General features: G+C 70.0%; 13 protein-coding genes. 10 read left to right on the top strand and 3 right to left on the bottom strand.

The window, feature by feature from the left end; all coding sequences use genetic code 11:
* The first annotated feature begins 56 nt into the window (after positions 1 to 56).
* Positions 57 to 191, top strand: coding sequence for a hypothetical protein (locus tag J2S46_RS35900; RefSeq protein ID WP_268255717.1), 135 nt, complete (start codon positions 57 to 59; stop codon positions 189 to 191).
* Between the two features lie 563 nt (positions 192 to 754).
* Here J2S46_RS35900 and J2S46_RS35905 read toward each other — a convergent pair.
* Positions 755 to 1957 (bottom strand): ROK family transcriptional regulator, encoded by a 1203-nt coding sequence (locus J2S46_RS35905; RefSeq protein ID WP_191292135.1) that lies wholly within the window; start codon positions 1955 to 1957, stop codon positions 755 to 757.
* A gap of 208 nt (positions 1958 to 2165) precedes the next feature.
* Between J2S46_RS35905 and J2S46_RS35910 the strand changes: the two genes are divergently transcribed.
* The 7 genes from J2S46_RS35910 (at position 2166) to J2S46_RS35940 (ending at position 9763) form a co-directional block, all read left to right on the top strand.
* Positions 2166 to 3497: an ABC transporter substrate-binding protein gene (locus J2S46_RS35910; protein ID WP_191292134.1), complete on the top strand. Its 1332-nt coding sequence runs from the start codon at positions 2166 to 2168 to the stop codon at positions 3495 to 3497.
* On the top strand, positions 3494 to 4495 hold the full coding sequence (locus J2S46_RS35915) for a carbohydrate ABC transporter permease (RefSeq protein ID WP_191292133.1): 1002 nt from the start codon (positions 3494 to 3496) through the stop codon (positions 4493 to 4495). Before J2S46_RS35910 ends, J2S46_RS35915 begins: the two co-directional genes overlap by 4 nt.
* Positions 4492 to 5313, top strand: a complete 822-nt coding sequence (locus J2S46_RS35920; protein ID WP_191292132.1) for a carbohydrate ABC transporter permease — start codon at positions 4492 to 4494, stop codon at positions 5311 to 5313. Before J2S46_RS35915 ends, J2S46_RS35920 begins: the two co-directional genes overlap by 4 nt.
* Before the next feature lie 64 nt (positions 5314 to 5377).
* Positions 5378 to 6661: a Gfo/Idh/MocA family protein gene (locus tag J2S46_RS35925; RefSeq protein ID WP_191292131.1), complete on the top strand. Its 1284-nt coding sequence runs from the start codon at positions 5378 to 5380 to the stop codon at positions 6659 to 6661.
* Positions 6662 to 6933: 272 nt separating this feature from the next.
* Complete coding sequence (locus J2S46_RS35930) at positions 6934 to 8241, top strand: glycoside hydrolase family 16 protein (protein ID WP_191292130.1); 1308 nt, start codon at positions 6934 to 6936, stop codon at positions 8239 to 8241.
* Between the two features lie 67 nt (positions 8242 to 8308).
* Positions 8309 to 8947 (top strand): hypothetical protein, encoded by a 639-nt coding sequence (locus J2S46_RS35935; protein ID WP_191292129.1) that lies wholly within the window; start codon positions 8309 to 8311, stop codon positions 8945 to 8947.
* Between the two features lie 72 nt (positions 8948 to 9019).
* Entirely contained in the window at positions 9020 to 9763 is a 744-nt protein-coding gene (locus J2S46_RS35940; RefSeq protein WP_229913044.1) for a hypothetical protein, read from the top strand.
* Positions 9764 to 10139: 376 nt separating this feature from the next.
* On the opposite strand, the gene J2S46_RS35945 is transcribed toward J2S46_RS35940, so the two are convergent.
* Both J2S46_RS35945 and J2S46_RS35950 read right to left on the bottom strand, forming a co-directional pair.
* Positions 10140 to 12554 (bottom strand): DUF8189 domain-containing protein, encoded by a 2415-nt coding sequence (locus J2S46_RS35945; RefSeq protein ID WP_191292128.1) that lies wholly within the window; start codon positions 12552 to 12554, stop codon positions 10140 to 10142.
* 180 nt (positions 12555 to 12734) lie between these two features.
* A complete protein-coding gene (locus J2S46_RS35950) occupies positions 12735 to 14450 on the bottom strand; it encodes an alpha-galactosidase (RefSeq protein WP_191292127.1) in 1716 nt (571 codons plus the stop codon).
* Positions 14451 to 15579: 1129 nt separating this feature from the next.
* On the opposite strand from J2S46_RS35950, the gene J2S46_RS35955 reads away from it, so the two are divergent.
* Positions 15580 to 16926, top strand: a complete 1347-nt coding sequence (locus J2S46_RS35955; protein WP_191292126.1) for a hypothetical protein — start codon at positions 15580 to 15582, stop codon at positions 16924 to 16926.
* A gap of 588 nt (positions 16927 to 17514) precedes the next feature.
* Complete coding sequence (locus J2S46_RS35960; protein WP_191292125.1) at positions 17515 to 19560, top strand: glycoside hydrolase family 27 protein; 2046 nt, start codon at positions 17515 to 17517, stop codon at positions 19558 to 19560.
* Positions 19561 to 19641: the final 81 nt, after the last annotated feature.

Here is a 19641-nt window from a genome sequence, read left to right on the forward strand (position 1 = left end):
GAAGCGGCCCGGGCCGACGGGCGCTGCAGGACCCGATCGAGGCAGAGCGGCGATTCATGGAGGCGAAGGTCACCGCGGACCTCACCGAAACCGAGCGTGAGGCCCTCTTGAGTGCGCTGGCGAAGATCCACCGGTCGGCGAGCGAACTGCTGGACGAGCCCATCGACCACGTCGACCCGGCCAACACCTGACACTTCCGCGCCCGCTACCCGACCGGCAACGAGTTCGAGGACAGGATCTCGCCCAACGGCGGCTTCGCGGCGCCTCCGGATCCGTGATCCACGGTTCACGCATGCCCTGGCCGCACGTCAACCCCCGAGGGACTTCCGAGGTCGACCACTGAGCCTGCGGCAGGCACCGGAGCGGCCTGGCTACGGTTCGAGTCCTTGAAGCCAGGCGGACATGCCAAGTCATGGCACCGCCCTGACCGGATTGCCGTGTGCCGTGGCGGTGTCACGCCGAATCCTGCGGAGGGCAGGCATCACAGGCGCGGGCCGTCGTCGGCCGGCTGGAGGAGCTGGGCTGCCGGGTCGTGGAGCTGCCGAGCCCTCGCCCTGCCTCCTGGGACCGGGCGGCCGGGCCGGCCTGCCCCAGGAAGCGGGGCGCTGTTGCCGGTGCGTCCGTGCCGTGGTGGTGAGCGGTCATGGATCGCCGGTCGCCGATCTGCCGTCTGCGGCTCCCGCTGCGGCGCGAGGCGCCGGTGGCAGCGAGGGCCGACACCGCCGGGGCGGGCCGCATCGGCGGATGCTGCGGGTCAGCGCGGGAGGTGCGGCATGGGCGGCTCGAATGCCCCGGCATTGAGCGGGCGGCCTGTGACCGGGGTCCCGGACTGACGCGAGGAGCCGGCCCCGGGAGAGATCTGCATGCCGAACAGTTCGACATTGAGGTGTTCCAGGGCCAGCCGTGCGGCGCCGAGGGCGACCGCTTCGGTGCCGAGCGTGGAGGCGGCCACCTGCGGCGGGTCGAGGCAGAGCTTGTCGAGGTGGCTGCGCACCGGCCCGGCGAGTGCCTCGCCGGCCTGGGAGAGGCCGCCGCCGATGACGACGAGGTCGGGGTTGACGGTCAGGACCATGGCGGCGATGCCCTGGGCGAGGACGCGGGCGAAACGGTCGACACGGGCAGCGGCGGTGGTGTCACCGGCGGCCGCGTCGGCGAAGATCTGCGCGGGGTCGGGCGCGGCGCGCACGTCGTTCATGGCGTCGCCCTCCCAGCCGAGGACGGCGAGGGCGCCGATCTCTCCGGCCGCGCCGCCCCGGCCGCGGTGCAGGCGTCCGCCGAGCATCATGCCCGCACCGGAGCGTTTGCCGGCGATGAGCTGGATGAAGTCGTCGGCGTTGCGGGCGGCGCCGCGCCAGTGCTCGGCGAGGGCGGCCAGGTTGGCGTCGTTCTCGACGTGGGCGGGGCAGCCGAACCAGGTGCCCGCGATGGTGGCGAGGTCGGTGCCGCTCCACTCGGGGAGCGGGGTGGACAGGCGGATGCGGCCGTGCGCGTCGACGATGGCGGGCACACCGAGGCACAGCCCGCGCAGCCGGGCGCCGGGGTGCTCGGCGAGGAAGGCGGCGGCGCAGTCGTGCATGCGCTGCGTGCGCCCCGGGCCACCGAGGCCCGGGGCGATCTCTGTCCTGCGGGATGCGAGCACGGTGCCGTCGAGGTCGGCCAGGACCATGCGGGCGCTCGCGACGCCGACGTCGATGCCCAGTACGTGGCCGGCCTCGGCGCGGAAGCGGTAGCGGCGCGCCGGACGGCCGATGCTCCGCTCGGGGGCGACCTCCTCGATCCAGCCCGCCTCGTCGAGCTCGGCGATCACGACGTCCACGGTCTGCCGGGACAGCGAAGCCGCCCGCCCGATCTGGGTGAGCGTCATCGGCTCGGCGTTGCGCAGCACGCGCAGGACGGCTTCGACGTTCAACCGCCGCAGCAGGGCGGGATCACCGCCGGTGAGGCCAGTGCCGTTCACGAGTCCTCGCTTCTTGTCCGGGTCGCCCCCTGCGACCGCGCCCTCATCTTACGACAAGCAGTTACGTAATGGTATTGCATAACAGTCTTGACCAAAGATGCAGGCCACTTCTAGCATCGCCCCAGTTTCGCAACAGCTCGACGTAACTTGGTCGGGCGTTAACTTTGACCACACCCCCGCAGGCCGGCCCTGCTTCGAGGAGCCCCCGATGTCCGCAAGATTCCCCCGCCGCACCGCGGCGATGTGCGCCCTGCTGGTTGCCGCCACCGGCCTGACCGCCTGCAACGGCCTGACGCCCGGCGGCGGAACAAAGAGCGCGGCTCCCTCCGGCCCGGTCTCCACCGCGCTTCCCACCGGCAATGCCACGCTGACCGTCGTGAGCTCCGAGAACGCGGGCACGACCAAGGCCCTGGCCGAGGCCTTCCACGCCAAGCACCCGAACATCACGGTGGACTTCCAGTACACCGGCCCCGACGACTACGACAAGAGCCTCAACCTCAAGCTCTCCTCGGACGACGCCCCGGACCTGGCGCTGCTGAACAAGCTCGGCACCACCGTCAAGGGCAACCTCATCCGCGACCTGGACCCCTACACCCAGGCCTACGGCTGGGACACCAAGTACCCCAGCAGTCAGCTCGACCAGTGGCGCGCCTCGGACGACGGCAAGCAGCTGGGCGCCGGCCACCTGTGGGCCGCGCCGGCCGGGTTCTCGGTGGTCGGCGTCTACTACAACAAGGAGATCGCCGCCAAGCTCGGCATCGGCGTGCCGAAGACCCGGGCGGAGTTCGAGGCGGCACTCGCCAAGGCGAAGGCCGCGGGCGAGCTCCCGGTGCAGCTCGGCAACCTGCAGGGCCACTCCTCCTTCGTCGTCCAGTCGATCGTCGACTCCGTCGACGGCGCGGCGAAGACCAGCGACTGGGTCAACGGCAAGCAGGGCTCGACCGTCGACACCCGCGGCGGCGCGGACGCGGCGACCACCCTCTCCGACTGGGCGAAGAAGGGCTACCTGCCCGAGGGCGCCAACGGCACCGACCTGCCGGGCTCGGTCGCCGCCTTCACCAAGGGCTCCGGGCTGTTCCTGTTCGACGGCAGCTGGGACGCACAGGTCATCGACAAGGCCGCACCCGGAAAGGTGGGTTTCCTGCCCTTCCCCGGCGCCGACGCCGCCTCCAAGGCCACCGGCATCGGCACCTCCGTCGCCTACGCCATCCCCGCCAAGTCCAAGAACCCCGACCTGGCGGCGGCCTTCCTCGACTTCATGAACACCCCCGAGGCCGCGCAGATCCAGTTCTCCACCGGCTTCCTGCCCGTCGCCCACGCCGACCAGGTCAAGGCCCCCGAGGGCAACGTGATGAACGAGGTCACGGCCGCCTGGGGCAAGGTCAACACGGACAACGGCCTGGTGAACTTCTTCGCCAACACCGACGCCACCATGAACGACACCCTCACCTCCCAGGGCCAGCAGCTCATCGGCGGCAAGACCACCCCGGACGCCTACCTCGCCGCACTCCAGGCCGACTGGCTCAAGGGGCACCAGTGAGCACCACCACCCCCTCCCACCGGCGCGACGCCACCACCCGGCGCGCGGCCGACCCGACAGGGGACGCACCGCGCGGTCACCGGACGCAGGCCCAGAGCGGCCGGTCGGCGCGCACCTTGCGCGCAGGCCCGGGCCGGCCCCGATCCCGCCGCATCGCCTACCTGTACCTCGCGCCGGCGCTCGCCCTGTACACCGCCTTCGTCGTGCTGCCATGGCTGCACACCATGTGGCTCTCCTTCTTCGAGTGGGACGGCGTCACAGTCGGCACCTGGGCCGGCCTCGCCAACTACCGCGAGGTACTGACCGACCCGGCCCTGCGCTCCTCGATCGTGCACGCGCTCGGCTTCATCGGCTTCTACTCGCTGCTGCCGATCGCGCTGGGCCTGCTCCTCGCCGCCGTCATCGGCGGCCGGGGCGGGCGCCGCTACCCCGTCAGCCGCACCGTCCTGTTCCTGCCGCAGATCATCCCGCTGGTCGCCGTCGGCGTCACCTGGAAGTGGATGTACTCCACCGACGGCATCGTCAACCAGGTACTGCGCGCCGTCGGCCTCGGCTCGATCACCCGCGCCTGGCTCGGCGACTTCACCTGGGCCTACGTCGCCGTCGGCCTGGTCGGCACCTGGGTGATGCTCGGCCTGTGCCTGATCGTCTTCCAGGCCGGAATCCAGAAGATCGACAGCAGCCTGTACGAGGCCGCCCGCCTCGACGGCGCAGGCCCCGTCCAGGAGTTCTTCGCCGTCACCCTGCCGGGGCTGCGCGCCGAGATCGGCGTCGCCCTGACCATCACCGTCATCTCCGCGCTCGCCAGCTTCGACGTCGTCTACGTCACCACCGGCGGCGGACCGGGCGACTCCACCACCGTTCCCGGTGTGCTCATCTACCGGCTCGCCTTCACCAACGGCGAGGTCGGGGCCGCCTGCGCCCTGGCCGTGGTACTCAGCGCACTGATCGCCCTGATCGTCCTCGCGATCAGCCGCATCACCCGGGAGAAGACATGAACCGCCGCTTCGAAGGCCTCGCCGGCCGCGCCGTGATGGCCGCCTTCACCCTGGCCGTCATCGTCCCGTTCGCCGGCATCGTCCTCGCCGCCCTCAACCCGCCCGGCACCGTCGTCGACGGACTCCACTGGCCCGAACACCCCACCCTGGACAGCTTCGGCCGGGCCTGGTCCGACGCCGGCTTCGGCCAGCTGCTGCGCAACAGTGCCGTCGTCGCCCTCGGCGTCGTCCCCATCGCGCTGGTCTGCGCCTCACTCGCCGGGTACGCCTTCGCCACCATGGAGTTCCGCGGCCGCAAGGTGCTCTTCGGCTTCCTGCTGCTGGGCCTGGCCCTGCCCTACGAAGCCGCCGTCGTCCCCCTGTACTACGACCTGCGCGCATTCGGCCTCACCGACACCCCGCTCGCCCTGATCCTCGCCCTGGTCGGCCTGTTCATGCCGTTCGGAGCGTTCTGGATGCGTGAGCAGTTCCTCGCCCTGCCCAAGGAGATGACCGAGGCGGCCGCCGTCGACGGCGCCGGCAGCTGGACGGTGCTGTGGAAGGTCCTGCTGCCCTGCGCCAAGCCCGCACTGATCACCCTCGGCCTGCTCTACTTCCTGTGGGCCTGGAACCAGTTCCTGCTCGCCCTCATCCTCATCCAGGACCCCCGCGGGCGCACCGCCCCCGCCGGGCTCGGCTTCTTCGTCGGCGCCCACAACATCGACGTCCCCCTGCTGTCCGCAGCCACGCTGATCGTCATCGCCCCGGTCGTCGCCGTCTACCTCTTCTTCCAGCGGCACTTCATCGCCGGCATGCTCTCCGGCGCCGTCAAGGGCTGACCGCCCGCCCACGACCGCACCATTGCCCGCCTCTCCTCACCTCGTCCCCAAAGGACACACCGCCATGAGCCATGCCCTCACACCCGACGCGGCCCCCACCCCCGCTCCACCACTGCGCCTGATCCTGGTGGGAGCCGGCGGACGCGGCACCACCTACGCCACCTACGCCGCCACCACCGGCCGTGCCAGGATCGTCGCGATCGCCGAGCCCGACGTCGCCCGGGCCACCGCCGCGCGGGAGCGCCACCCGGGCGCCGAGGTCTTCGACGACTGGCGCGCCCTCGCGGAGCAGGCACCCGAGGCCGACGCGGTTCTGATCACCACACAGGACGTCGAGCACGTCGAGCCGGCCGTGCGCTTCGCCGAACTCGGATACCACATCCTGCTGGAGAAGCCGATGGCCACCAGCGAGGAGGACGCCCGGCAGATCTCCGACGCCGTGGCCAAGGCCGGCGTCATGCTCGCCGTCTGCCACGTCCTGCGCTACACCCCCTACACCACCGGGGTGAAGGAGATCGTCGACTCCGGACGGCTCGGCGACATCGTCAGCGTCGAGCACCTGGAGCCGGTCGGCTGGTGGCACCAGGCCCATTCCTACGTCCGCGGCAACTGGCGGCGCGAGGACCAGGCCAGCCCGATGCTGCTCGCCAAGTCGTCCCACGACCTGGACTGGATCTCCTACATCATCGGTGCGCCGGTGCGGAAGGTGTCCTCCTTCGGCTCCCTCATGCACTTCCGCCCCGAGAACCGCCCCGCCGAAGCGGCCGACAACTGCCTGGACTGCCCGGTCGAATCCACCTGCCCCTACTCCGCGAAGCGCCTCTACCTCGGCTGCCTCGGTGACGCGGACCGGGAACGCTGGCCGCTGAACGCCGTCACCGAGGCCCGCACCCCCGACGGCATCGAGCAGGCACTGCGCGAGGGACCGTACGGACGCTGCGTCTACGCCTGCGACAACGACGTCGTCGACCACCAGGTCGTCAACCTCGAATACGAGGGCGGAGCCACAGCCTCCTTCACCATGACCGCCTTCACCCCGTTCACCCACCGCAAGACCCGCATCTTCGGCACCCTGGGCAGCCTCGACGGTGACGGCGTCCACGCCACCGTCACCGACTTCGTCACCGGCCGGGAGGAGACCCTGCTCCTGGGCGTGGACGGCCCCGACGCCGGAAGCGGGCACGGAGGCGGCGACGAACGCCTGGTCGACGCCTTCCTCGACGCCCTGACCAGCGGCGACCCCGCCCACATCCTCTCCGACCCGGTCACCAGCCTGGAGAGCCACCTCGTCGCCTGGGCCGCCGAACGCGCCCGCCGCACCGACACCGTCCAGGCGCTCGCGAACTAGGGCACCGCCCCCTCCGTCTCCGGCCCCGAGGCCCCGACCCGCACGGGCCGGACACCCAAGGCGCCGGCCGGAACCGCCGCACCGGCCCCGGCCGGCACCCCCTCCCGCCACGAGCCCCGCCCCGCCCCCAGCCGGCAGAAGGCCCCGGACCTCACCCCCCAGGCCGGCAAGCGTCGGCCCCAGAACCCCGGTTCCGGACAGAGCGCCCCGCCGCCCCGCCCGCAGCCGGCCGCCATGCACCACCCCACCCCCACCCCCGAAGGGAACGCGTCATGGCCCAAACCCCCGGCACCACGCCGGCCCCCACCCGGCGCCGCCGGCCCCTCACCCACAGCGCCCTCATCTGCATGGCGGCAGCGGCAGCCCTCCTGCTGCCCGCCGTCGCCCACGCCGCCGCAACCCCGCCCAACCCCACCACCAAGTCCGGCTACACCCTGGACTTCCAGGAGGAGTTCGACGGCACCTCGCTCAACACGAGCAAGTGGCTGCCGTCCTACCTCCCGCACTGGACGTCGACCCCCGCCAACGCCCAGGCCCGCTACACCATCGCCAACGGCACCCTCACCGAGCGCCTCGACGCCGACACCCCCGCCTGGAACGCCCAGTACGACGGCGCGGTGAAGATCTCCAGCATCCAGTCCTACGAGAAGGACAACTGGCACCGCTTCAACGGCTCCATGCCCAACGACCACCACGAGCCGGACTTCAACGGCTACTCCACCAAGTACGGCTACTTCGAGATGCGCGCGAAGAACTCCGACGTCGGAGGCGGCGGTCACCAGGCGCTGTGGCTGGTCGGAACCGACGACACCACCCTCGGCAACGCCAACTCCGAGATCGACATGGTCGAGACGTTCTTCTCCAACCCGTCCAACTGGCGCATCGCGGCCTACGGCTGGGGCGACCCCGACTTCCTCTCCTCCTGGTACCTGTCGGACACCACCGTGCCCAGCGGCAGCCCCACCACCGAGTACCACCTCTACGGCATGGACTGGACCCCCACCCAGCTCAACTTCTACTACGACAACCAGCTCTACAAGACCATCAACGACGCCCCCAACTCGCCGATGGGCATGATCCTCGGCCTCTACACCGACGCCGGCTCCGGCGTCCACAACAACGTCTGGCCCAAGACCTGGAACGTCGACTACCTCCGGGTGTTCAAGAACAACGCGGGCTACGCGGAGGGCTACCAGCGGGTCAAGAACCACCAGACCGGCCAGTACCTCAACATCGAGAACAAGACCGGCAACGTCCAGTACAGCAGCATCGCCGCCACAGCCTGGAGCTCCCAGTGGTCCAGGGAGACCACCACCGACGGCTACGCCCGCTACCGCAACCGGTGGACCGGCGAGTACATGAACACCACCACCGCCGACGCCATCGTCCACTACGGCAACCTCACCGCCACCGACACCACCAGCCAGTGGACCGAAGAGACCGTCTCCGGCTACAAGCGGCTGAAGAACCGCTCCACCGGCACCTACGCCCACACCGAGAACCTCACCGGAAACCTCCAGCACGGCGCCGCCCCCAGCACCTGGTGGACCAGCCAGTGGACCTTCGAACCCGCCCCCTGACCCCCTGACCCCGGTGCGGGCCGCCCCGTCCGCGGGCGGCCCGCACCCCCACCGAAGGGAAGCCGCCATGCTCAGGAGAACCGCTGCGCCGATCCTGGCCGCCCTCCTGCTCAGCGCAGGATGCTCCTCCGCCCACACGGCCCCCGTGCCCCCGGCCGCCGGAACCTCGGCCGCTCCGACAGCACCCGACCACTCCGGGCAGAGCCTCTGGCACGTCATCGACAGCAACGGCAACACCGTCACCCAGCTGGGGGACGACGACCCCGTCGTCACCGCCGTCCGCAAGACAGTCGTCCTGCACTCCGGAGCGGTCGACAACCGCGACCACCGGACCATCGGCGAAAGCACCACACAGGAGTTCACCTTCTACAACAAGGGCTTCGCCGACCAGCTCCGCTCCCAGCAGTACGACACCAAACTCGCCGCCCTGTTCACCGCCAACCACCTCACGACGCGTCAGGTCAGCATCGCCTGGTACCGATCCACATTCCCCGAGGACATGACCACCGCCAAGGTGCAGATGGACAGCACCATCGAATTCACCGAGGCCGACCCCGCCTATCTGAGCACCAACAAGTTCGAACTGAACAAGCCCTACACCCAGCACCGCACCATCAGCCTCACCAAGACCGGCGACACCTGGACCATCACCGCCATCGAGAAGAACCCCCTCGAAGCACCCGCCCCACCCAAGCCGACCAGCTGACAGCGGAAGACCTCGAAGCAACCCAGTACGCCCCCACCGGAACCGTCCACCAGGCACCGGAGAACGTCCGCCGTGAAGCACGTCATCGCACTCGATGTAGGCGGCACCGGCATGAAGGCCGCGCTGCTCGCCCAGGACGGCTCCGTGCTGTTCGAAGCACGCCGACCGACCGGGCGGGAGCACGGCACGGACGCCGTGGTCACCGCCATCCCCCTGTCCGACCTCCGGGCATCCGGCCTCGGCGGGAATCGACGATCCCCGGACAGCGGCGGCCACCACCGCCGGGCATCAGCCGGCGGGAGCCGCCAGGGTCGGCAGGGGCCGCCACCTGCCCGCCCGCCGGCCGCGCGCTGGCGTTCCGGCCGGCGGTGCGGGGTTCCACGTAGGTGCCACCCCCTTTCGTCCCAGCAGTTCCTGTGCTGCGATATCCGGGTGACTGACACTCAATTCCCCCGGTTGAAGCACGGCTCTGCCGCATGGCTCGCGGCCCGGGACAGCATGGTCGAGATCATCAAGGGCTGGGCGACGGATGGCAGGCCCGACACCTACGGCAGGCTGAGCGAGGAACTGAGGGACGCGGGCTACTCGGTCCCGCCCCGGGGCACGCTGATGAGCAACCTTCTTGAGGCCGCGTGCCGAGTCGAGGCGGCCAGAGACGTGCCCGTGATGCTGACCGCCATCGTGGTGAACAAGCAGAGCAAGCGGCCCTCCGAACAGTTCGAGGTGCTCGCCAAGACGGAACCGTTCCGGCGCGGGGACCAACCGGACTGGACCTGGGAGACGGAACAGAAGCGGGTGTTCGCCCACTACAGATGACACGACGCACCGGCCGGCGAGGTGGACCCCGAGGAGATCTCCAGAGCGTTTGGACGCTGCCGTCAGCGTGGTCACCCCGGCGGGTGCCCACCACGCCGCCCGGCGGAGGGATAGTGCCCGAGGCGCTCAGACCCGCCGCAGGGCGACGAGGGCCGACAACCCCGAAAACACCACACCGACAAGCTCATTGACATCGCGCACACCATGACAGCGACAGTCGTCACCCTTCGTTACCGACGAGTACGTGCCGGAGCCGTTCAAGGGACAGACCCGATTCCCCCGCCTGATTCGGGTTTGTCCTCGTGCGGATGGCCCGTCGCGGGCCGGGGGAGCGCGACGGGCCGTCTCAGTGGTCAGTGCGGTGTGACGATGATGTCTAGGGGTGTCCTGCGGCGGCCGGGCCGGCGGTGAGGGCGAGGGTGTTGTCGAGCTGCTGCCAGACGCCGGTGGGGCCGGTGCCGATGCGGTACCACTGCCAGAGGGTGTTGTCGGTGGCGCGGATGTAGACGTTGACGCGGTAGTCCACCTGGGTCGCGCTCGGGGCTCCGATGCCGGCGCGGCCGAGGTCGTACCAGGTCGAGGACCAGCCACCGGCGGCGGTCCAGCTGAGCTGGCCGATCTTGTCGGTGGGGGCGAGGGTGGCGAAGACCTCGATCTGGCCGGGCCCGCCGCTGGCCGCCGTCGGCGAGGAGGCGAGGGTGCCGCCGCGCCTGGTCCAGCCGGTCCATTCGCCGCTGACGTAGCTCTTCTGCCAGAGCGCGTTGTCGGTGCCGCGGGCGAAGAGGTCGATGCGGTTGAGCGAGGCCACCGCAGCGGGGGTGCCGACGATGGTGGTCGAATCGGGTGCGTCCTGGCTCACCCAGCTGGTGGTCCACTTGACGTCGGGCCAGTACGCCGGGAGGTCGTTCTGGCCCGGTGTCTGCTGGAAGGTCTTCTGGTAGACCTTGCCGTCGGTGCTGCGGATGAACACGTCGATGCGGTCGCGTCCGAGGCTCGCCGCCGCGGGGCTGGCAGTGAGCGTCCCGCCGAGGCTGGTCCAGGTGCCCCAGGCGCCGTTCTTGTAGGTGTTGGTCCACAGGGCGTCGTCGGCGCCTCGGACGAAGACGTCGGTGCCGCCGGGGGAGGAGACAACGGCGGGTTCGCCCTTGACGGAGCCCGGCCCGGTGGACCCGGCAGCGCTCAGAGACACGGTCTGCCACGCCGACCAGGTGCTGCTGTTCCAGGTCTTCGTGCTGAGACCCGTCGCGGTCGGGACGACGACCGTGTCCGGCCACTGTTCGGCGGTGCCGGTGAGCTTGAGCAGCACGGACTGGTGGGGGGCGAGGGTGAAGGACTGCGAGCCGACGGAGGCGAGGGTGCCGAGGTTCGAGCCGGTGTAGAGGTTCTGCACCGTGGCGGTGCCGTTGAGGCCCAGGTTCTGGGTGGTGAAGGCGTAGGTCTGCGAGCTGGTGCTGCGGTTCAGGAGCAGGACGGCCCGGGTGCCGGCGGTGGCGAGCTGCTTGGACCAGACCTGGACCTTGCCGTTGTCGAGGACCTTCTGTCCCTGGTGGTTGGCACTGTCCTGGGCGACGGCGATCACCGACTGGTTGCCGACGATGCCCGCGGTCGCCGTGTCCAGGCCGGTGAGGTCGCTCGCCAGCACGAGCGGGGCGCCCTGGACGGCCCACATCCCGAAGTAGGACTGCTGTTCGTTCGGGGTGAGGCCCCACTGCGTGGTGGTGTCCGTCCCGTGGGTCTGCTGCCGCCCGGTGACCGGGTTGTTGCCGAAGCCGGGCCCGACCATCAGGTAGTCCGGGTCGTTGTACTGGCCGGTGGCGTGATTGCTGGGGTGGTCGTTCAGGTCGAAGTTGCCCGTGACCTGGCTGAAGTTGACCCAGGTCGAGCCGCCGTTGGACGGGGTGCCCCAGCCGACGTTGCCCGAGAGGTCGCGGCCGGTGCGCCAGGCGCGGCCGGCGGACCCGCCCCACACCCACGGGCCGTCCGGGGAACCGGCGCCCCACTGGCACATGTCCAGGGCGATCGGGTGGGCGAGGCCGGCGGAGGTCTTGGCGTTGGCCGCCAGGCTGCCCCAGTCCTTGTAGTCCGCCATGACCGTGCTGTATTTGGTCGGCGTGCCGCCGCAGTGGTCCAGCTTCAGGAAGTCGAAGCCCCAGTCCGCGAACGTGGTCAGGTCCCTGGCCTCGTGGTCGCCGCTGCCGCTCATCCCGCCACAGCCCCGGGTGCCCGTGTCGGTGTACATGCCGGCCTTGAGGCCGAGCTCGTGGATGTAGTTGGTGAGGTCCTTCATGGTGTTCAACGCGCGCGCGGGCACCGTGCTGCCGTTGGACAGGGTGACCGCTCTGGTCTGGGCGCCGGTCAGGAATCCGGTCTTCGTGGTGAGGGTGCCGGTGGCGTCGCGTCCGGCACCGTTGTCGGGTCCCCAGCCGTCGTCGATGCCGATGTCGCGGTAGCCGAGGTCGGCGAGGCTCTTGTGCCCGCCCGAGTCGTCGATCGGGAGGTTCGCGTTCGGCGTCGCCATGCCGGCCGCCTGATCGGCGATGCTCTTGGCGGAGATGCTGGTGCCGTAGAAGAACCAGGAGTTCCAGCCCATCGGCGGGGCCGTCGCGCCGTACACGCCGGGCGGCACCATCGCCCGGGCGGGAGTCGGGATGCTGACGGCCGTCACCGTCAGCGACCCCGCCACGAGCACCCCGGCGCTCAACACCAGGCTGGAGATTCGTCGAACGGGCCGGCGGGGGGAGCCGGCGATCGTCAGGCCGGGGCTGCCCGAGCGTACGGAGGCAGGGAACATGAGAGCTCCTGGGTGGTTGAGATCACGGGGCCATGGGGTGGGGGCGGTCATCCACAGGCCGTGGTCGGACCTGGGGTGAGCAGCCGGCCGATCGCGACAACGGGACGGCTGGTCACGGCACGGAACAGGCGAGGGTCGGTGGAGCAGGCGTCGACGACAGCACCGCGCACATCGTCGCTGTCAGTCGACCTTGGTGAAGGTCCAGGTCTGGTTGGGTGTGCCGGTGGCGCTCTCCTGGGTGAGAACGGCGCCGCTGGTGGTGGAGGCGGTGGTCAGGGCGAGGTTGCTGCCCTTGCCGATGAGTTGGTAGCCGCCGCCGGAGGAAACGGGGAGCCACTTCTGGTTGTCGCCCGTGTGGCAGCCGTACTGGATGACGGCGGTGCCCGCGGTGGTGGCACCGCCTCTGACGTCCGCGCACAGGCCGGAGTTGATGTTCTTCATCTGGTAGGAGCCGTCGCCGTTGGCGGTGAGGGTCCACTTCTGGTTGGCGCTGTTGTGCCAGGCCCAGGTGATCAGCTGGGTGTTGGCGCTGGTGGAGGAGTTGGGGACGTCGACGGCCTGGGTGGTGCCGGTGGCGATCTCGTAGACGCCGCCGGAGACGATCGGGGAGGTGGCCGTGCCGGTGCCGGTGACGCGGTACATCACGGTGCCGTGGGACGGGACCTGCGCGCTGATCACGCCGGTGGTGTTGGTGGTGCTTGTGCCGGCCCACAGGTCCTTGAGGGTGTAGGTCGCGGCGCCGCCGATGCCGACGGCGTTGGCGCTGGTGCTGATGGTGGCCGTGGAGGCGTTCTTGTTGGTGAGGGTGACCGAGCGGTCGCCGTTGGCGAGGACCTTGCTCATCACCAGGAGGCCGCCGGAGTCGGAGACGACGGTGCCCTGCTTGCCCGCGGAGTCCTGGTCGACCGCGATCACGTCGGTTCTGCCGAGGACGGCGAGGGTCGCGGTGGTGGCCGCCGACACGTCGTTGCCCATGATGAGGGGCGCGGCGAGCTGGGCCCAGAGGCTGAAGTGGCTGCGGTACTCGGCGTCCGTCATACCGCCGTTGCCGACCTCGAGCATGTCCGGGTCGTTCCACTGGCCGGGCTTGGCGGCGGCCGGGATCGCGGCGGCCCTTCCGAAGTTGTAGAGGACGCTGCTCCAGCTGTCGGTGATGTCGGTGGAGGTGCGCCAGAGGTTGGCGACCGGGCCCGCCCAGGAGGGGAGGTCGAGCGCCGCGCAGCAGTTGGAGAGGCTGTAGGCGATCGGCCGCTTGGTGGCGGCGAGTGCGTCGCGCATTCGCGGGAAGAGGGCTTGGGCGAGCTGCTTCTCGGTGAAGCCGGGGAAGTCGGCCCACATGTTCGGGGACTCGGTGGTGGAGGTCTGGCACCAGTCGTACTTGAGGTAGTCGACGCCCCAGGCGGCGAAGGAGGCCGCGTCCGCCGTCTCGTGGCCGTAACTGCCGGGCCGGTGCTGGCAGGTGCCCTCGGTGGGCGACTCGTAGAGCCCGAACTTCAGGCCCTTGCCGTGCAGGTAGTCTCCGAGCGCCTTCATGCCGCTCGGGAACTTCACCGCATCGGCGACCAGGTTGCCGTCGACGTCGCGCGCGCTGCCCATCCAGCAGTCGTCGACGGTCACGTAGGTGTAGCCGAGGTCCTTCAGGCCCTTGCTGACGATCGCGTCGGCGACCGCCTTGACCTTGGCCTCGGTGATGCTGCAGCCGAACCTGTTCCAGCTGTTCCAGCCCATCGGTGGAGTGAGGGCCAGGCCGTTGCCGAGGGCTGCCGCGCCCGGTGCGGTGGCGACCTGGGTGACGACCGCACCCAGGGTGAGCGCGCCGCTCCCGAGCAGCAGAGACAGAGCGGAGCCGGCTACGCCGAGCCGGATCCTTGTGGCGGGACGGTGAAGACGCATCATGGATTTCCTGTCGGACGGTGAGGACGGAGGAGACCGACGGTTGACGGCGGGCCGGTGGAGGATCTGGCCGACGGAGAATGACGGCCGCACAGAAATGCAGGACAGCGAGCGCCAGGTCGACTGAGCCCAACAGAATCGACCAGCTGGGTGGCCAGTACCGCGTCGGCACGGACGACTGTCCACCGCGGCCCCGATGGTGGTGAGCGGCGGATCGCCCGAACAGCACACCGGAGAGGCACAGCAGCGGACAGCCCGCAGGAGCGGGCCGGCTCCCCCCCGGCAGTGCTCCGAAGAGACGGCCAGGCGTGCCCGGCGAATCTGCGCGCCGCCCCTGCGAATGCCCTGCGAGGCGACACTGAGCATGTGTCAAGATGCTCATTTCAGGGCTACTTAGAGCAAGTTCAAGCAAACCGTGGCAGCAGTCGGGGTCGAAGTCAAGGGATGCTTCGCCGGATCATCGATGGATGACAGCTGCCGCCATTGCCCCCCGGGGCGACCCGCAGGTCGCCCTCGACCGAGACCCCAACGGCAACAAGCCCCCCGCACTGTCGCGCGGACGGGGGCCGGGGCGCGGGCACTGCGACAGCGCACAGGAGGTCCTCCGTCGTTGGCCGGGGCGGGGCTCCAGCGGGCGCAGTATCGGTGACCAGGAGGTCACGATGCAGGCATGCGGCCTGTACGGTGAGGCATCGCCTCGGAGGATTTGGCCTGGACCAGATGGGCCGCCTACCCGTTCGACCGAGTCCCGGCCCATGCGTCTGACGCGTGCCTGCTCGTCGTGACGCCGGTGGCAGCGATCCTTCCCGCCGCCAAACCCGTCCTTGCCCTTGCCCGTTTTCTGTTATCCGACGCCCCTCCCGGGATCTCCCCTGATGCAGGAGGGAACTCGCAGCTCGGTCTCACCTCCGCACCGACGCGGAGATCGGTGAGCCCCGATCGCAACGGCTGGGGCTCACCCTTCCTGCCTCACCCCCGAAGGGCGGATCGCGGTACCTCGCCATGCCGAGGGCCCTCTGCGCGACCGCCCTCGGACCGAACGACCAAGGACTTCCTACTCATGGCATTCCGCCTACTCCCGGCCCGACCCGCATGTGCAGTCCCGGCGACCCGCTCGGCGGGAGCCACCGCGGTGAAGATCCCTGTGTTGCTCGGCGCGGCCGCTGCCTGCGCGGTGACCGTCGGATCGGCCGTCCTCGCGGCACCGGCCGCGGCCGAACCCGCCTCCCAGAGCGTCGACCACCGCGCCGTGGTGCTCGTCAACTTCCGCAACCGCGCACTCGCGGACCCCCAAAAGGCCCACGACCAAGCCGCACAGAACTTCTTCGGCGCCAAGGACTCCCTCGCCACCTACTACGCCGCGAACTCCGGAAACCGGTTGAGCATCGTCCCAGCCAAAGGCGACGGCGTCTTCGGACCGTTCACGATCGACATGGACGACCCCTCCGGCTGCGACACCGGACAGATGAACGACCTCGCCCGCAAGGCGATCCCCGACGTGACCTTCGACCACATCTCGGTCGTCTTCAACAGCGCCTACTGCAGCGACTGGTGGGGACTCGGCTCGGTCTCCGGCCCCAACAGCTGGTACCACGAGGGTGCCGTGGCCGACAAGGCCGCCATCGTCCACGAGTCCGGCCACAACCTCGGCTTCGCTCACCAGGAACGCCAACTCTGCAAGGCCGGCAGCTTCACCACCTGCGCCCCGGACGGCTACAGCAACCGCACCCCCATGGGCGGAGGCGGTGAGAAGAAGGGCCTCACCGCTCCCGAGCTCCTGTCCCAGAAGTGGCTCACCGCTCAGCAGGTCACCACGCCCTCGACGACCACCACCGTGCACCTCACCCCGCTCCACGCACCCGGCACCTCGGGAGTGCGCGCGGTCGACCTCCCGCTAGGCACCGGCAAGGACCGCATCGTCGTCGAGTTCCGCGTGCCCGACCCCGCCACCGCGGACCGCGACGTCGCCAATGGCGTGGACGTCTACCGGATCCCGGCAGGCCACTACGACCGCGCTGTCATGATCAGCAACACCAAGCACGACAACAAGGCCGCCACCGGCTCCTTCGCCACCACCGGCACCGCACTCACCGACACCTCCGCACACCTTTCGATCAGCATCACCCAGGCCACCACCTCCGGCGCCGACATCCGCATCCAGTTCGGCGACGACCCCAGCACCCAGCCGACCGGCAAGCCCACCACCCCGACGCCCACCGACCCGGGGAACACCCCGGCACAACCCCTCCCCTCCGCCACACCACCGGCCCCACCCGCCTCCGACCAGCCGGACGACCACACCGCCATCGACTCCACCGCCACACCCGACACCACCCCGGCCGCCGCGCAGACCGACGGCGGATGGCTCGCCCACACCGGCGGCGGCAACATCGGGGCCGGCGTCATCGCCGTCCTCATCACCGTCGGTGGCAGCGCCCTCTTCCTCCTGCGCAGGCGCCGTACGCACCGCAAGCACTGAGCTTGTGCGTTCTGGTCCGGCCTCGGACGGGGAGGGTGACACCGCCCCGGTGCGCCTGACACTGCCGGCCGGGCCGAGGGCCGCCGCGGCCACCGCGCCTCGTACGACGCGTTGAACCGCGGTCGCATCGACGTCGGCAGGCTGCGGCGGCCCTCGCCGCGCTCCCACGGCCTGGGCCGGCCTCGTGGATGAGGTGCTCGGGTGCCAGGGCCTCCCCGGCCGCGCGGACGGCATCGAGCTGTCGACGTTGCGCCGGCCTCGGACGGTGGGACGCCTGTCACCGAGGTCCACTCGACCTCGCGGGGCAGCTACGGCGCCTCGCGCATCCATTGCTGTCGAGGCGTGCGCCAGTCATGTGGAATTCAGGTGCACCGAACGTGTTGTCCGCGGGAACGGCCGATCCTAGAGTTCTGCGCATCGGACTGGCGGTAGGAATCGACTCGAGTCGAGGTCTGTCGGGGGGAGCCGGCATCCGTCCTTCCAGACCGCCGAGATGCACGGTACGCCGCACCGGCCGGCCGATCTCCCACGAACCCGTTCAGAGGGGATGCGCATGGCATCCACTCCGGAGACATCAAGGAGTTCCGTATGGACCCCTCCCGACCGGGTCACCGCGCCCCCCACCGCAGGGCCGCCGCCTTTCTCGCCATGACGGCGACTCTCACCACCATCGCCGTGACGACCACCGCGCAACCGGTCGCCGCACTGTCGCGAACCGTCCTGAGCAACACGGTCAACGTCGATCACTCCTACGCCAGGACGCCGCGGATGATCCTCCGCTCGGAGTCGTGGAACAGGACGACGGCCGCCAGCATGAAGAAGACGGCCGACGACGCCGTCGCCACCGGCCTCGCCAGCGCAGGCTGGAACACGGTCTCGTTCGACGACACCTGGGCCGTGCGGGCCGACTGCACCGACTGGGACGCCAACGCCACGATCGTGCCGAACTGTACGAACGGACGCGACACGGCCACCGGCAACCTCATCCCGTCGCCGACGAAGTACCCGAACGGCCTGAAGGACGTCGGCGACCACCTGCACAACAAGGGAATGTTCTTCGGCGTCTACACCAGCGGCGGCAAGTACATGTGCGACCCCGGGGGGCGCAGCACGGCCGCACCCGGAAGCTACGACTACTTCGACCAGGACTTCAGGTACTTCGCGAGCGTCGGCGCCGACTACGTCAAGGTCGACTACTGCGGCGAGCCGAACACCACCAGCAAGTCCGGTTTCACCGTCCTCGACACCGACGCCGAGATCGACACCGCCGTCGAGTCGGCGCGCCGGGCGGCGACCGCGATCAACGCGATCAGGACCGACGCCGACCTCAGCAAGCGCCGGTCGATCGTGATGAACCTCTCCGCGCCGGCCTACGCGAACTGGAAGAACGACACCTACGACACACCGCTGTTCCAGCGCATGCTGAACGGCATCGTGCCTGCCGGCCAGGCCTACCGCATCGGCGGCGACGTCGGCGGGACGAGCTGGGCGGGTGCTGTCTCGCTCGTCGACATGGTCGAGCAGTTGCGCCCGTACGGCAAGCAGGGCCATGTCCTCGACGCCGACCGGCTGTACTTCGACGACACGACCCTCACGACCGACAACAAGCTCGGCGGCTACGTGATGTGGGCGATGCAGAACAGCCACATGGTCGCGATGATCCGCAACAACTCCAATTTCAGCGGCGCCGTCTCGGCGGCCCAGGCAGCCCTCATGAACAAGCCTGGCATCATCGCGGTGGGGCAGGACGCGCTGGCCACGCCGGCAAAGCGGGTCGCCCGGGGCAGCGGGTACGACGTGTTCGCCAGGCCGTTGAGCAACGGCGACTACGCGGTAGCGATCATGAACCGCTCGGCCACCGCGCCGGTCACCGCGACGACTGGCGGGTCGGTGGTCGGAACGTCCGCCAAGGCGTTCACGCTCTCGACGATCATCGGACCGGACATCACCTCCGTCGACGCGAGCGGCAACTTCAGCGTCACCGTACCGGCGGGAACAGCGGTCATGTACCGCCTGAAGGCCGCCGGCACCGCCGCGTACGGTGGCTGGAGCTTCGGGCCCAACGGCTCGACCGCCCGCAACGCCACTGCGATCACCGACGGCGACGCGCCGACCGCAGGAAGCTGGGACGCGAGTGGCAGCACCCTCTCCTCGGACCGCCTGGCCAACAACTCCCAGCTGCCCGACGGAACCGCGATCAGCGTCAAGGCGGGACGGGCCGTCACGGTCGGCGGTGTCAACTACGCCTGGCCGAACACCACCTCCGGCCAGTTCGACTCCGTCAAGCCGGTCGGCCAGACGGTCGACTACAGCCACACCGGCTCGAACGTGAACTTCCTCGGCGCCTCTGGCACCGGCGAGGCCGGCGGAACGATCCGCCTCAACTACACCGACGGCACGTCCTCCACGTCGACCTGGGGATTCCCCAGCTGGAGCTGCGCGAACGCCGCGACCTACCCCGCGACGGTTGCGTTCAAGGTGTTCGGACGCAACGGCACCAGCGGCCCGGAGAACACGGGAACGGGATACTGCCTCTACACCAGGTCGGTACCGGTCACGGCCGGCAAGACCCTGTCGTCGGTCACCCTGCCGAACGCGCCCGACGTGCGGATCTTCGCCATCCAGGTGACCTGACCCACCCGTGGTCGAAGCAGCCTGAGGCCCGCACGGATCTGCGTGCGGGCCTCGGTGCTGGCACGGCAGTTGCACGCGGCC

The sequence above is a fragment of the Kitasatospora herbaricolor genome, from assembly GCF_030813695.1.
GTDB classification, from domain to species: domain Bacteria; phylum Actinomycetota; class Actinomycetes; order Streptomycetales; family Streptomycetaceae; genus Kitasatospora; species Kitasatospora herbaricolor.